The organism is Cellulomonas sp. IC4_254, from assembly GCF_011603975.1.
In the GTDB taxonomy this organism is placed as follows: Bacteria; Actinomycetota; Actinomycetes; order Actinomycetales; family Cellulomonadaceae; genus Cellulomonas.
In genome coordinates this window covers 1-13,552 of sequence record NZ_JAANNB010000108.1, presented here as the reverse complement: position 1 = coordinate 13,552, position 13,552 = coordinate 1, and the positions used below count along the sequence as shown (strand labels likewise).

Here is a 13,552-nt window from a genome sequence, read left to right as displayed (position 1 = left end):
GGGACCTCCTGGGTGCCCGCGCCCCGGCGGCCGCGGGTGCTCGGCCCCCCGGGTCCCGGGCGGCGCTGGCCCCGGGCTCCGGCGCGGGTGGCGGCGCGGCGTTCGCGCTGGGGCTGCTCGGCGCGCGGCTGGTCGACGGCGCGTCCTGGGTCGCCGACGCGGTGGACCTGGCCGGCCGGGCGGCGGACGCCGACCTCGTGCTCACCGGCACGGCGGTCCTCGACGGCACGGCGCTGGACCACGGCGTCGTCGGGGCCGTCGCGCGGGCGGCGCTGCCGCTGGGCGTGCCCGCGGTCGCGGTCGCGGCCCACCTGCGCACCGGCCGGCGCGACTGGGGCGCCGCGGGCCTGGCGGCGGGCTTCGGCGTCGTCGAGCGCCCCGAGGACGCCGGCGCCTGGCGCCGCGACCCGGCGGCCGCCCTGCGCGCCCGCCTGCCCCGGATCGCCCGCACCTGGTCCCGCTGACGCCGGGCCTGCGCCCGGGAGCGGGTGCCCGGGCGCGGGTGACGCGCCGTGCAGGTCCTGTGCGCGTCCCGGGGCGCGCGGCCCGGGCGGGCGTACATTGGGAACAGATCACGCGGGAGCCCGGTTGTGCTCGACGTGACCGTCCCGCGGCGCACGCACGGGCGCGCGCCCGCGACCGATCCGAGACACCGTCAGGAGACACCATGAGCGAGACCACCGAGACCGCGACGCACGGCGTCCAGCTCACCGACATCGCGGCCGGCAAGGTGCGCAGCCTGCTCGAGCAGGAGGGGCGCGACGACCTGCGCCTGCGCATCGCGGTGCAGCCGGGCGGCTGCTCGGGCCTCATCTACCAGCTCTACTTCGACGAGCGCGTGCTCGACGGCGACGCGCTGGTCGACTTCGACGGCGTCGAGGTCGTCGTGGACCGGATGAGCGTGCCGTACCTCGAGGGCGCGACCATCGACTTCGCGGACACCATCGAGAAGCAGGGCTTCACGATCGACAATCCCAACGCGGGCTCGTCCTGCGCCTGCGGCGGCTCCTTCAGCTGACCCGCACCGCCTGACGCCACGAGGGCCTCGGACCGCCACGGTCCGGGGCCCTCGTGCGTGCCGGGGGCCGGCGGGGCATCGGCGGTGGCCGAGTGGATCCACTCGAGGCTGACCGGGCCGGCGTCAGAGGTCGGTGAGGCCGGCGTCCCGGCGGAGGGCGGCGACGACGCCCGGCAGCGCGTCGCAGAACCGGTCGACGTCCGCCGCGGTCGTGCCGACGGGCAGGGACAGCCGGACGTTCCCCTGCGTCAGCGCACCCATCGCGGCGAGCACGTGGCTGGGCTCCTCGGTCGCCGACGTGCAGGCGGACCCCGACGCCACGGCGAACCCGGCGCGGTCCAGGGCGGTCACCACGGCCTCGCCGTCGACGTAGAGGCAGGAGAACGTCAGCACGTGCGGCAGCCGGCCGTCGGCGGGCCCCGCGACGTCGACCTCGGGCACCTCCGCCGCCACCCGCGCCCGCAGCCGCGCGACCAGCGCGTGCCGCGGGTCCGGGCCGGCGGCGGCCCGGGCGGCGGCGGCCTGCAGGGCGACCGCGGCGGCCAGCGCCGCGGGCACGGAGACGCCGCCTGGGAACCACCGGTTCTCGTCGCCGGCGCCGGCGGGCGGCACGGGGGAGCGGCGCACCCCGGCGCGGGTCACGAGCACGGCGACCCCCGGGAGCGCCCCGACGTCACCGGGGTCCAGCGTCAGCACGTCCCAGTCGGCCCCGACCGGCGCGTGGCCGAACGAGGACCCGGCGTCGACCAGCAGCGGCACGCCCGCGGCGCGCGCGGCGGCGTGCGCCTCGGCGACCGGCTGGAGCGTCCCGACCTCGCCGTTCGCGTGCTGCACGGCGGCCAGCGCCACGCCCGGGCGCGCGACCGCGTCCGCGAACGCCGCGAGGTCGAGGCGGCCGGAGCGGTCGACGGGCACGGCGACGAGCCCGGCGAGGCTCGGGTCCGGCACGCGCGACGCGCCCGACGCGCCGGACGCGCCGGACGCGCCCACCGCCGCCGCGGCGTCCAGCACCGCCCGGCGCTCGACCGCCGACGCCACGACCGCCGACCCGACCCGGCGCCGGCCCCGCGCGACGGTCAGCACCGCGCCGTGCAGCGCGGCCGTGTGCGACGGCGCGAGGTCGACCTCCTCGGTCCGCGCGCCGACGAGCGCCGCGACCGCCTCGCGGGCCCCGTCGAGCAGCGCCCGGGCGCGCCGCCCCTCGGTGTGCAGCCGCCGGGGGTCGGCCCAGCCCTCGTCCAGCGCGGCGAGGAACGCCTCGCGCGCGGCGGGCAGCACGGGTGCCCGGCCGCCGGCGTCCAGGACGACGCGGCGGGCGACGGCGGGGGAGTCGGTCACCCGGGCACGCTACCGGCCCGCGCAGGCCGGTCAGGGACGTGATCCAGATGACACTGCGTCACCAACTGGCGCCCACGGGCGGTTCTGAGGCCACGACAAGCCGACCAGCGCGCTACGCTGCACGGGATCGAGGACATAGGTCCTAGGTGACTTCCCTGTCGGGCGACGCACGGTGCGGTGTCGTGCACGACGGGGACCGAAGTGGAAGGCCCCCGGTGCGCTCGCAGACCCCCCGCCGCCCCTGGCGGACCCGACTGGCCGTCGCGGGCGCCGCGACGACCGTCGCCCTGGCGCTCGCCGGATGCTCGCCCGAGGCCCAGCGCGGCTGGATGCCCGGCGACTCCGACAACGAGATCACGAACCAGACCGGACGGATCACGAACCTCTGGGTCGGCTCCTGGGTGGCCGCCCTGCTGGTCGGCATCCTGGTCTGGGGCCTGATCCTCTGGTGCGTCACGGTGTACCGGAAGCGCAAGGACGACGACCAGCTGCCCGTGCAGCTGCGGTACCACGTGCCGCTCGAGATCATGTACGTGATCCTGCCGATCATCATGGTCGGCGTGCTGTTCTACTACACGGCGCGCGACATGACGGAGATCCAGGACACCTCCGCGGAGCCGGACCTCACCGTGCAGGTGATCGGCAAGCAGTGGAGCTGGGACTTCAACTACGTCGACGACGACGTGTACGACACCGGCCAGCACGCGCAGGAGGTCGGCGCGACCGGTGTCCTCGCGGAGCAGCCGACCCTGTACCTGCCCGTGGGCGAGCGGGTCGAGTTCGAGCTCGACTCCCGCGACGTCATCCACTCGTTCTGGGTGCCGGCCTTCCTCTACAAGCAGGACATGATCCCGGGGCGCACCAACACGTTCCAGGTCGTCCCGGAGGTCGAGGGCGAGTACGTCGGCAAGTGCGCCGAGCTCTGCGGCGAGGAGCACTCGTCGATGCTGTTCAACGTGAAGGTCGTGTCGCGCGAGGAGTACGACGCGCACATCGAGGAGCTGCGGGACGCCGGCCAGGACGGTCAGCTGGGTCTCGAGTACAACCGCCTGCAGGACGTGCGTGTCACCGGTGAGGGTGGCGGCGACGCCGAGGGCGAAGAGGGAGCGAACTGATGGCCGCCACCGTCGAGGTCGTGCCGGGGCTCGCGCCCCGCCGCCAGACCCTGGGCCGCACGATCGTCAAGTGGGTCACGTCGACCGACCACAAGACGATCGGGTACCTGTACCTGATCACCGCGTTCATCTGGTTCGCGGTCGGCGGCATCATGGCGCTGCTGATCCGCGCCGAGCTGTTCGAGCCCGGCATCCAGGTCGTGCAGAGCAAGGAGCAGTACAACCAGCTCTTCACGATGCACGGCACGATCATGCTGCTGCTGTTCGCGACGCCGCTGTTCTCGGCGTTCGCGAACATCATCATGCCGCTGCAGATCGGCGCCCCCGACGTCGCCTTCCCGCGGCTCAACGCCTTCTCGTACTGGCTGTACCTGTTCGGCGGACTGATCGCCGCGGGCGGGTTCCTGACCCCGCAGGGCGCGGCGTCGTTCGGCTGGTTCGCGTACGCCCCGCTGTCGAACTCCGTGTACTCGCCGGGCGCCGGCGGTGACCTGTGGGTCTTCGGCCTCGCGCTGACCGGTTTCGGCACGATCCTCGGTGCGGTCAACTTCATCACCACGATCGTCACCATGCGTGCGCCGGGCATGACCATGTTCCGGATGCCGATCTTCACCTGGAACACGCTCATCACGAGCCTGCTGGTGCTGATGGCGTTCCCGCCGCTGGCCGCCGCGCTGTTCGCGCTGGGTGCCGACCGCCGCCTCGGCGCGCAGGTCTTCAACCCGGAGAACGGCGGCGCCATCCTCTGGCAGCACCTGTTCTGGTTCTTCGGGCACCCCGAGGTCTACATCATCGCCCTGCCGTTCTTCGGCATCGCGACCGAGATCCTCCCGGTGTTCAGCCGCAAGCCGGTGTTCGGCTACAAGGGCCTGGTCTACGCGACGATCGCGATCGCCGCCCTGTCCGTCACCGTGTGGGCGCACCACATGTACGTGACCGGCGCGGTCCTGCTGCCGTTCTTCTCGCTGATGACGATGCTCATCGCGGTGCCGACGGGCGTGAAGTTCTTCAACTGGATCGGCACGATGTGGCGCGGCAAGCTCACGTTCGAGACGCCGATGCTGTGGACGATCGGCTTCCTGACGACGTTCCTGTTCGGTGGCCTGACGGGCATCATCCTGTCCAGCCCGGCCCTCGACTTCCACGTCTCCGACACCTACTTCGTGGTCGCGCACTTCCACTACGTGGTGTTCGGCACCGTCGTGTTCATGATGTTCGGCGGCATGTACTACTGGTGGCCCAAGTTCACCGGCCGCATGCTGAACGAGCGCCTGGGCAAGGTCCACTTCTGGCTGCTGTTCATCGGCTTCCACATGACCTTCCTCATCCAGCACTGGCTGGGCGTGGTCGGCATGCCTCGCCGGTACGCGGACTACTCGCCGGAGGACGGGTTCACCTGGATGAACCAGCTCTCCACGATCGGCTCGATGATCCTCGCGATCTCGACGCTGCCGTTCCTGTGGAACGTCTACATCACCTGGCGCCGTGCGCCGAAGGTGACCGTCGACGACCCGTGGGGCTACGGCCAGTCCCTCGAGTGGGCGACGTCCTGCCCGCCGCCGCGGCACAACTTCACGTCGCTGCCGCGCATCCGGTCCGAGCGCCCCGCGTTCGACCTGCACCACCCCGAGGTGGCGGCCATGGACCACGTCGAGCCCGAGCCCGGGTTCTTCGACTGGGAGTCCGAGCGGACCGGTGAGCAGGGCGTGGCCCGCGACCGCGTCGAGAACGGCGGCGGCGAGGAGGAGCAGTCCTCGGCGACCATCGTCGACGACCGCCCGCGCAACGACGACGAGGAGGGCCGCAAGTGAGCAGCGTCCACGAGCCCGGCGCGCGCCCGTCGGAGACGGGCAGCGGCACCCGGCCGAAGCACGCGATGAAGGTCGAGCCCTACCTGTTCCTGGGCGGGATCCTGTTCTTCATCCCGATCGGCCTGATCTACGCCTGGTGGAGCGGCGGCGAGCCCGTCGGCACCGTCGGCATCCCGCTGGTCGGCGGCCTGGTCGGCATGATCGGCGGCTACCTGCTGCTGCTCTCCCGCCGCATCGACGCCCGTCCGGAGGACGACCCGGAGGCGCTGATCGCGGAGGGCGCCGGCGACCAGGGCGTGTTCAGCCCGTGGAGCTGGTGGCCGATCACGATCGCCTTCGCCGGGGCGCTGGTGTTCCTCGGCATGGCCATCGGCTGGTGGCTGCTGTACGTCGGCGTCGCGCTCGGCATCATCGGCCTCGTCGGCTGGATCTTCGAGTTCTCCCGCGGGCAGCACGCGCACTGACGCGCTGACCGCACGCAGCAGGGCCGGGTACCCCACGGGGACCCGGCCCTGCTGCGTCCCCGCCCGCCCCGTGCTGCAGCCGAGATAGGGCCGTCGGTTCGAGATAGGACCCGCGACGGCCCTATCTCGGCGTGCAGGCCCTATCTCGGCGCGCTGGTCCTCCCTGGGAGCCCGCGTGAGTCCCCCGAGCGGCCGCCGCGGGGCGCTGGGCCCGCGCGGCGGCCAGGGGCGGGCGCGGGCGCCGGCGTCGGGTCGCCTCGGGGTGGTGGCGCGGATCTACAGGCCGGTCGGAGGGCGCAGGACGGCGTCTGCGGGGACGCGAGAGGCCGGCCGCCCCAGGGGAGGGGTGGCCGGCCTCGGCGTGCCTCAGGGAGCCGCGCAGGCGGCCGCCCGCGGGCTCAGAGCGACGGGACGATGAGGCCCGAGGTCTGGGTGCGCGCGCGGGTGAAACGCTCGGCGGCGTCCGCCCAGTTCACGATGTTCCACCACGCCTTGACGTAGTCCGCCTTGACGTTGACGTAGTCGAGGTAGAACGCGTGCTCCCACATGTCGAGCACGACGATCGGCACGATGCCCAGCGGGATGTTGCCCTGCTGGTCGTACAGCTGCACGATGACGAGCTTCTCGCCCAGGGAGTCCCAGGCCAGGATCGACCAGCCGGAGCCCATGATGGACGTGGCGTTGGCCGTGAAGTGCGCCTGGAACTTGTCGAACGAGCCGAAGAACTCGTCGATCGCCGCGGCGAGCTCGCCGACCGGCTTGTCGCCGCCGTCGGGGGAGAGGTTCTCCCAGAACACCGAGTGGTTCACGTGGCCGCCGAGGTTGAAGGCCAGGGTCTTCTCCAGGCCGGCCACGGCGGCGAAGTCGCCGGACTCCCGGGCCCCCGCCAGCTTCTCCAGCGTCGTGTTGGCGCCGGCCACGTACGTCGCGTGGTGCTTGTCGTGGTGCAGCTCCATGATGCGGCCGGAGATGTGCGGCTCCAGCGCCGCGTAGTCGTAGGGCAGGTCCGGAAGGGTGTAGTCAGCCATCAGTGCCTCTCTGAGCTCAGGCCCCGGCGTCGGTTCGCCGCGGCAGGCGTCTTCGCAGCAGGTGCGCCCCGCCGTGGGGCGGGCGCACCTCCTCTGTCGTACCACGACCGGGTGCTCCCCGGCCTCCCGGGCCGGGGGACCGGCTCGGTGGCACGTCGGGTCCGACGGTCTCCGGGGACGACGACGCCCGGGCCGCTCCGGCGGTGAGCCGGTGCGACCCGGGCGGGGTCGTCCTTGCGGAGATCGTCTCGCCCACCCGGTGCAACGACCGGGCGCTCGGGATGATTCCCCAGGTCAGCGCCGGTTTCAGCGGCGCTGGGTGCCCTGCGTGCCCTCGGTGTCTTCGGGCTCGGGGGCCAGGTGCCGGCTGCCGGACGCACCGGCCGTCAGCTCCTCGTGGCGCTCCTCCTGCGCGAGCGGCAGGGCGTCGTGGCCGCCGTGCGACTGGGCCGCGGCGAGCTCCGCCGGCGTGACGGGCTCGACCCGGTCCTCGTAGAAGACCTTCGACAGCCGGCGCCGGGCCGCGTCGATCCGGTAGCCCTTGCGGCGGACGCCGCGCGAGTCCTCCGCCGGCTCGATCTCGAGCGGGCGACGCGGCTCGTGCTGCACCCGCAGCCACCGCTCGTGCGCGTCGAGGGGCTTGTGCACCTCGATGTACTCGCCGGACGCGAACCGGACGATGCGGCCGGTCTCGTGGCCGTGCAGGACCAGCTCGCGGTCCTTGCGCTGCAGCGACAGGCAGATGCGCTTGGTGATCCAGAAGGCGATCGCGGGGCCGACGAACAGCAGGACCCGGAACGTCCACGTGATGTCGTTGATCGACAGGTGGAAGTGCGTCGCGATGAGGTCGTTCGACCCCGCGAGGACCAGCACCATGAACGCCGTGAGGAACGCGACGCCGAACGCGGTGCGGAACGGCGCGTTGCGCGGGCGGTCGAGCACGTGGTGCTCGCGCTTGTCGCCGGTCGCGAAGGCCTCGATGAACGGCCACAGGGCGAGCGTCGTGAACAGGATGCCCGGGATGATCACGCCGGGGACCAGGATGTTCATCGAGACGGTGTACTCGCCGATGACGAACTCCCAGCCCGGCATCAGGCGCAGGCCGCCCTCGAGGAACAGCATGTACCAGTCGGGCTGCGCGCCCGCGGACACGACGCCCGGGTCGAACGGGCCGTAGTTCCACACCGGGTTGATGGTCATGGTCGCCGCCATGAGGGCGATGACCGCGAACACCACGAAGAAGAAGCCGCCGGCCTTGGCCACGTACACGGGGAACAGCGGGTAGCCGACGACGTTCTTGTCGGTGCGGCCCGAGCCGGGGTACTGGGTGTGCTTGTGCAGCACGACCATGAGCAGGTGCAGGCCGATGAGCGCGAGGATCAGCGCCGGGATCAGCAGGATGTGCACCGTGAACAGCCGGGGGATCAGCTCGGTGCCCGGGAACTCGCCGCCGAACAGCGCGAACGAGATGTACGACCCGAGGATCGGGATGGCACGGGCCACGCCGTCGGCGATGCGCAGGCCGTTGCCGGACAGCACGTCGTCGGGGAGCGAGTAGCCGGAGAAGCCGGCCAGCAGGCCCAGGATCATCAGCGTGAAGCCGACGAGCCAGTTGAGCTCACGGGGCTTGCGGAACGCGCCGGTGAAGAACACGCGCATCATGTGCGTCACGATCGACGCCATGAAGATCAGCGCGGCCCAGTGGTGGATCTGGCGCATCAGCAGGCCGCCGCGGACCTCGAACGACAGGCGCAGGGTCGAGGCGAACGCCTCGGACATCTGCACGCCGTCCATGGCCGCCCACGGGCCGTGGTAGTGCACCTCGGTCATCGAGGGCACGAAGAACATGGTGAGGAACGTGCCCGAGATGAGCAGCACCACGAAGGAGTAGAGCGCGATCTCACCCAGGAGGAACGACCAGTGGTCGGGGAAGATCTTGCGCGCGAACTCCTTGACGGCGTTGCCGACGCCGGTGCGCTGGTCCAGGTAGTCCGCGGTCGCCGCCGCGGCGCGCGTGGTGCGCGTCGGCGGTGCCGGGGGAGAGTCGACGGTGCTCACGTGAGGCGCTCCCAGAAGGACGGGCCGATGGGGGAGTCGAAGCCGTCCTGGGCGACGAGGTAGCCCTCGTCGTCGACGGTGATCGGCAGCTGGGGCAGCGGGCGGTGCGCGGGGCCGAAGACCACCTTGGCGCCGTCGGCGGCGTCGAAGGTCGACTGGTGGCACGGGCACAGGATGTGGTGCGTCTGCTGCTCGTAGAGGGCGACGGGGCACCCGACGTGGGTGCAGATCTTCGAGAACGCGAGGATGCCGTCGTAGCTCCAGCCCTCGCCCTGCTCGGACTTGATGTCGCGCGGGTCCATCCGGACCATCAGCACGACGGCCTTGGCCTTCTCGTTCAGCGGGTGCTCCGCCTCCTCGAGGCCCTCGGGGATGACGTGGAACGCGGAGCCGATCGTCACGTCGGACGCCTTGATCGGGCGGCCGGACGGGTCGATGGTCAGGCGGGTGCCGCGGCGCCACATCGTCCGCTTGGACTGCGAGACGTCCCAGCCGCCGCCGAGGTTGCCGACCAGCGGCACGGCGATCGCCAGCGGGAACAGGGCGAGCGAGGTCACCATCGCGCCCTTGAGCACGCCGCGGCGGCCGATCGAGGAGTCCTTCGCGCCCTCGCGCAGGGCCTCGACGGCCTTGACGCGGACGGCGTCGGACGACGCGGTCGGGTGCCGGTCCTCGGCGCGCTCGTGGTCGTTCATGAGCGACTTGGCCCAGTGCACGGCCGCGAGGCCGATGCCGGCCAGGCCGAGGAACAGGCCCAGGCCGAGCAGCAGGTTGGACAGCCGCATGGTGCCGACGGTCTCGCCCGGGGGCACCAGGGCGTACGCGACGATCGCGCCGATGGTGCCGAGGATCGAGATCGTGAACAGGACGACGACCTGCCGCTCGGCGCGCTTCTGCGCCTTCGGGTCGGTGTCGCCCACGCGGGCGCGGTGCTCGTGCAGGCCCGGGTCCTCGAACCGCTCCGGCAGCGGGGCGCCGTCGCGGGTCGTCAGGTCGGTCGAGGGGTCGTGGTGCGTGCTCACGAGGACTTGGCTCCGATCCAGACCGAGGCGCCGATCAGCAGGCCGATGCCGACCACCCAGGCCCACAGGCCCTCGGAGACCGGGCCGAGCGAGCCGAGGGACAGGCCGCCGGGCGAGCCGTCGCGCTGCTCGTCGAGGTAGGCGATGATGTCGCGCTTCTCGTCCGGGGTGATGTTGGCGTCGTTGAACACCGGCATGGACTGCGGGCCGGTCAGCATCGCCTCGTAGATGTGCGTGGGCGTCGTGTCGTCGAGCGCGGGGGCCCACTTGCCCTGGGACAGCGCGCCACCGGCGCCGACCGCGTTGTGGCACATGGCGCAGTTCGTGCGGAACAGGGCCATGCCGTTGGCCGCGTCGCCCTTGCTCGGGTCGACCTGCTCCTCGGTCGGGATCGCCGGGCCGGCACCCAGGGACGCGACGTAGGCCGCGAGCTTGTTGATGTCGTCCTGCGTGAACTGGACCGGCTTGGCCTGGATCTGCGCGCCGTTCATCTGGGCGGGCATGCGGCCGGTGCCGACCTGGAAGTCGACCGCGGCGGCACCCACGCCGATGAGGGACGGGCCGCCGGCGCCGCCGTCGACGGCCTCCCGGCCCTCGGCGGAGACGCCGTGGCAGGTGGCGCAGTTGGCCTGGAACAGCTTCTGACCGGCGGCGACGTCGCTCTCGCTGGCCGCAGCCTGCGCCGCGTCGGCGCTGGCGGGCTGGGCGATCGCGTACACCGCTCCGGTCAGCAGCAGCGCCAGCAGGAGCAGCACGACCGGCGCTGACCGGTGGTGCCTGCGGGCGGCGAGTGCCTTCACGGATGGATCCTCGTCTCGGGCGTGCGGGGGGCTCTACGGGGGGACAGCGGGTGGTGCGGGCTGGTCACTTGATGAGGTAGATGGTCGCGAACAGCGCGATCCAGACCACGTCGACGAAGTGCCAGTAGTACGAGGTCACGATGGCGGTGGTCGCCTCGTGGTGGCCGAACCGCTTCGAGGTGAACGAGCGGCCCAGCAGGAACAGGAAGGCGATGAGGCCGCCGACCACGTGCAGGCCGTGGAACCCGGTGGTCAGGTAGAACACCGAGCCGTACGGGCTGGACGAGATGGTGAGGCCCTCGTGCACGAGCTCCGCGTACTCGAAGACCTGACCGCCGATGAAGAACGCGCCCATGATGTAGGTGAGCGTCATCCACTCGTTCATGCCCCAGCCGCGGACGTTGAGCAGCGAGCCGGAGCGGACCGGCTGGAACCGCTCGGCGGCCCAGACGCCCATCTGGCAGGTGACCGACGACAGCAGCAGCACCGTCGTGTTGATCGCCGCGAACGTGACGTTCAGCTTCTCCGTCTGGACCGCCCACTCCTCGGTCACCGTCGCCCGGAGCGTGAAGTACATGGCGAACAGGCCGGCGAAGAACATGAGCTCCGAGGCCAGCCACACGATCGTCCCGACCGACACGGGGTTCGGTCGGTTGACGCTCACGTGGGGAGCGGAGGCGGGGGCAGCCGTTGCGGTCGTCACGCCTGTCAGTATGGCTCATGGCGGCTGCGCGTGGGTCCTTAGTCCCCGCACGTCGCCGAGGTTTCTGTCACATCGTCACCTCGTTCCGCGGGTTCGCGGGCAGGTCGGAGCGTCGCGACCGGCGTGTCGGCGGTCGTGCCAAGATGCAGGGCAGGGACGCGCGCGACACGTCCCCCCGCACGAGCGAAGGACGACCATGGCCGCTGACGCCACCCCCGCCGCGCCCGCCGAGGGCCCGCGCATCCTGCTCTACAGCGACGACGTCGACACCCGCGCGCAGGTGCGCCTCGGCGTCGGCCGCCGGCTGGGCCGGGGCGAGCCGGACATCCGGTGGGCCGAGGTCGCCACGCCGCAGGCCGCGCTCGAGCAGGCGGAGGCCGGCGGCTACGACCTGTTCGTGTTCGACGGCGAGGCCGCCAAGGTCGGCGGCATGGCCCTCGCGCGCCAGGTCAAGGACGAGGTGTTCCGCTGCCCGCCGGTGCTCGTGCTGACCGGCCGGCCCCAGGACGCCTGGCTCGCCGCCTGGTCCGACGCGGACGGCGTGGTCTCCCAGCCCCTCGACCCGGTCGAGCTGCACGACGCCGTCGTGGGCCTGCTCGCCCGGACCCCCGCGGCATGACCGAGCAGGTCACCTGGTCCGACCTGCTCACCACGCTCGTCGAGCGGCGGGACCTCGACGAGGCCCAGACCGCCTGGGCCATGGACGAGATCATGTCCGGGTCCGCCTCGCCCGCCCGCGTCGCCGGCTTCCTCACCGCGCTGCGCGCCAAGGGGGAGACCGTCGCCGAGCTCACGGCGCTGGCCGACACGATGCTCGCGCACGCGCTGCGGTTCGAGGTCCCGGGCCGCGCCGTCGACATCGTCGGCACCGGCGGCGACCGCGCGCACACCGTCAACGTCTCGACCATGGCCTCCGTCGTCGTCGCGGGCACGGGCGTCCGCGTGGTCAAGCACGGCAACCGGGCGGCGTCGTCGTCCTCCGGGTCGGCGGACGTGCTGGAGGCCCTCGGCATCCGGCTCGACCAGACCCCCGAGCGCGTCGCGCAGCTCGCGTCCGAGGTCGGCATCACGTTCTGCTTCGCCCTGACGTTCCACCCGGCGATGCGGCACGTCGCCGTCGCGCGGCGGGACCTCGGCATCAAGACGGTGTTCAACTTCCTCGGCCCGCTCACCAACCCGGCCCAGCCGGCCGCCGCCGCGATCGGCGTCGCCGACGCGCGGATGGCCGGGCTGGTCGCGGGCGTGCTGGCGCGCCGGGGCACCGAGGCGCTGGTGTTCCGCGGCGACGACGGGCTCGACGAGCTCGCGCCGACCGGCACGTCGCGGATCTGGCACGTGACCGGCGGCGCGGTGACCGAGCACGCGCTCGACCCGGTCGCCGACCTCGGGCTCGCGCCGGTGACCGTCGGGGACCTGCGCGGCGCCGACGCGGCGTTCAACGCGGGCGTGGCGCGGGCCGTGCTCGCCGGCGAGGCGGTGGCGTCGCGGGAGACCGTGCTCCTCAACGCCGCGGCCGCGCTCGTCGCGGACGGCAGCCTGCCCGGGACCGGCGCCGACGGCGGCGACCTCGTCGCGCGGCTGCGCGCGGGCCTGTCGCACGCGGCGCAGGCCGTGGACTCGGGCGCGGCGGCGGACGTGCTGGCGCGCTGGGCGGCGGCCTCGGCCTGAGCCGCGGCGGCGCCGTGCCGTGTCCGTCGCGACCGCCTACCCGACGTGTCGAGCGCCTACCCGCTGGGTAGGCGCTCGACACGTGTGATGGGCGCTCGGCGTCGAGCGCGAGCGGGCGGGCGGCGCGGGCCGGTCAGTCCTCGATGCCGAGGGCGAAGGCCTGCTCGAGGTCGTGCTGCGAGTACGTGCGGAACGCGATGAAGGTCTGCGTCCGGACGACGCCGTCCACCTTGCTGACCCGGTCCGCGATGATGTCGGCCAGCTCCTCGTGCACGCGGACGCGCACCATGGCGATCAGGTCGACGCCGCCCGTCACGGAGTAGACCTCGCTCACGCCGGGGATGTTGGCGATGGCGGCGGCGGCCTCGGGGATGCGGTCGGCTTCGGTGTCGATGTGCACGATGGCGGTCAGCATGACGCCATCATGCCGCGCCGGCGGCTCCCGCGGCGGGGTCGTCGGGCCCGTGCGTCGCGCCGCGGCCCCGACCGGGTGCGCGCAGGTCGGACGCGCGGCCGAGCCCGGGCAC

General features: G+C 72.7%; 14 protein-coding genes. 7 read left to right on the top strand and 7 right to left on the bottom strand.

Annotated elements, in window-relative coordinates; all coding sequences use genetic code 11:
- Window positions 1-464, top strand: a 464-nt coding sequence (locus G6556_RS11720) for a glycerate kinase (RefSeq protein WP_166941482.1), incomplete at its 5' end; no start/stop codon positions are given.
- Window positions 465-667: 203 nt separating this feature from the next.
- Window positions 668-1,018, top strand: coding sequence for an iron-sulfur cluster insertion protein ErpA (gene erpA / locus G6556_RS11715; RefSeq protein WP_166941480.1), 351 nt, complete (start codon window positions 668-670; stop codon window positions 1,016-1,018).
- Window positions 1,019-1,141: 123 nt separating this feature from the next.
- Here erpA and G6556_RS11710 read toward each other — a convergent pair whose 3' ends face one another.
- Complete coding sequence (locus G6556_RS11710; protein ID WP_166941478.1) at window positions 1,142-2,356, bottom strand: aminotransferase class V-fold PLP-dependent enzyme; 1,215 nt, start codon at window positions 2,354-2,356, stop codon at window positions 1,142-1,144.
- 215 nt (window positions 2,357-2,571) lie between these two features.
- Here G6556_RS11710 and coxB point away from each other — a divergent pair, with 215 nt between their 5' ends.
- The 3 genes from coxB to G6556_RS11695 all read left to right on the top strand — a co-directional run bounded on the left by coxB (window position 2,572) and on the right by G6556_RS11695 (window position 5,746).
- On the top strand, window positions 2,572-3,471 hold the full coding sequence (coxB, locus tag G6556_RS11705; protein ID WP_346774852.1) for a cytochrome c oxidase subunit II: 900 nt from the start codon (window positions 2,572-2,574) through the stop codon (window positions 3,469-3,471).
- A complete protein-coding gene (ctaD, locus tag G6556_RS11700) occupies window positions 3,471-5,282 on the top strand; it encodes a cytochrome c oxidase subunit I (protein ID WP_166941477.1) in 1,812 nt (603 codons plus the stop codon). Before coxB ends, ctaD begins: the two co-directional genes overlap by 1 nt.
- A 65-nt stretch (window positions 5,283-5,347) precedes the next feature.
- Window positions 5,348-5,746 (top strand): cytochrome c oxidase subunit 4, encoded by a 399-nt coding sequence (locus G6556_RS11695; protein ID WP_166941486.1) that lies wholly within the window; start codon window positions 5,348-5,350, stop codon window positions 5,744-5,746.
- Between the two features lie 398 nt (window positions 5,747-6,144).
- Here the strand turns inward: G6556_RS11695 and G6556_RS11690 are convergent, their stop codons facing one another.
- The 5 genes from G6556_RS11690 to G6556_RS11670 all read right to left on the bottom strand — a co-directional run bounded on the left by G6556_RS11690 (window position 6,145) and on the right by G6556_RS11670 (window position 11,366).
- Window positions 6,145-6,774 (bottom strand): superoxide dismutase, encoded by a 630-nt coding sequence (locus G6556_RS11690; protein ID WP_166941475.1) that lies wholly within the window; start codon window positions 6,772-6,774, stop codon window positions 6,145-6,147.
- A gap of 306 nt (window positions 6,775-7,080) precedes the next feature.
- Entirely contained in the window at window positions 7,081-8,832 is a 1,752-nt protein-coding gene (locus G6556_RS11685) for a cytochrome bc complex cytochrome b subunit (RefSeq protein ID WP_166941473.1), read from the bottom strand.
- Complete coding sequence (locus G6556_RS11680) at window positions 8,829-9,854, bottom strand: Rieske 2Fe-2S domain-containing protein (protein ID WP_166941471.1); 1,026 nt, start codon at window positions 9,852-9,854, stop codon at window positions 8,829-8,831. Before G6556_RS11680 ends, G6556_RS11685 begins: the two co-directional genes overlap by 4 nt.
- Window positions 9,851-10,654, bottom strand: coding sequence for a cytochrome c (locus G6556_RS11675; RefSeq protein ID WP_166941469.1), 804 nt, complete (start codon window positions 10,652-10,654; stop codon window positions 9,851-9,853). The genes G6556_RS11680 and G6556_RS11675 overlap by 4 nt, the downstream gene beginning before the upstream one ends.
- Before the next feature lie 64 nt (window positions 10,655-10,718).
- Window positions 10,719-11,366: a heme-copper oxidase subunit III gene (locus G6556_RS11670; RefSeq protein WP_166941484.1), complete on the bottom strand. Its 648-nt coding sequence runs from the start codon at window positions 11,364-11,366 to the stop codon at window positions 10,719-10,721.
- Between the two features lie 187 nt (window positions 11,367-11,553).
- On the opposite strand from G6556_RS11670, the gene G6556_RS11665 reads away from it, so the two are divergent.
- Window positions 11,554-11,976: a response regulator gene (locus G6556_RS11665; RefSeq protein ID WP_166941467.1), complete on the top strand. Its 423-nt coding sequence runs from the start codon at window positions 11,554-11,556 to the stop codon at window positions 11,974-11,976.
- On the top strand, window positions 11,973-13,025 hold the full coding sequence (gene trpD / locus G6556_RS11660; RefSeq protein WP_166941464.1) for an anthranilate phosphoribosyltransferase: 1,053 nt from the start codon (window positions 11,973-11,975) through the stop codon (window positions 13,023-13,025). The genes G6556_RS11665 and trpD overlap by 4 nt, the downstream gene beginning before the upstream one ends.
- Before the next feature lie 133 nt (window positions 13,026-13,158).
- Here the strand turns inward: trpD and G6556_RS11655 are convergent, their stop codons facing one another.
- A complete protein-coding gene (locus G6556_RS11655) occupies window positions 13,159-13,440 on the bottom strand; it encodes an Lrp/AsnC ligand binding domain-containing protein (protein WP_166941462.1) in 282 nt (93 codons plus the stop codon).
- Window positions 13,441-13,552: the final 112 nt, after the last annotated feature.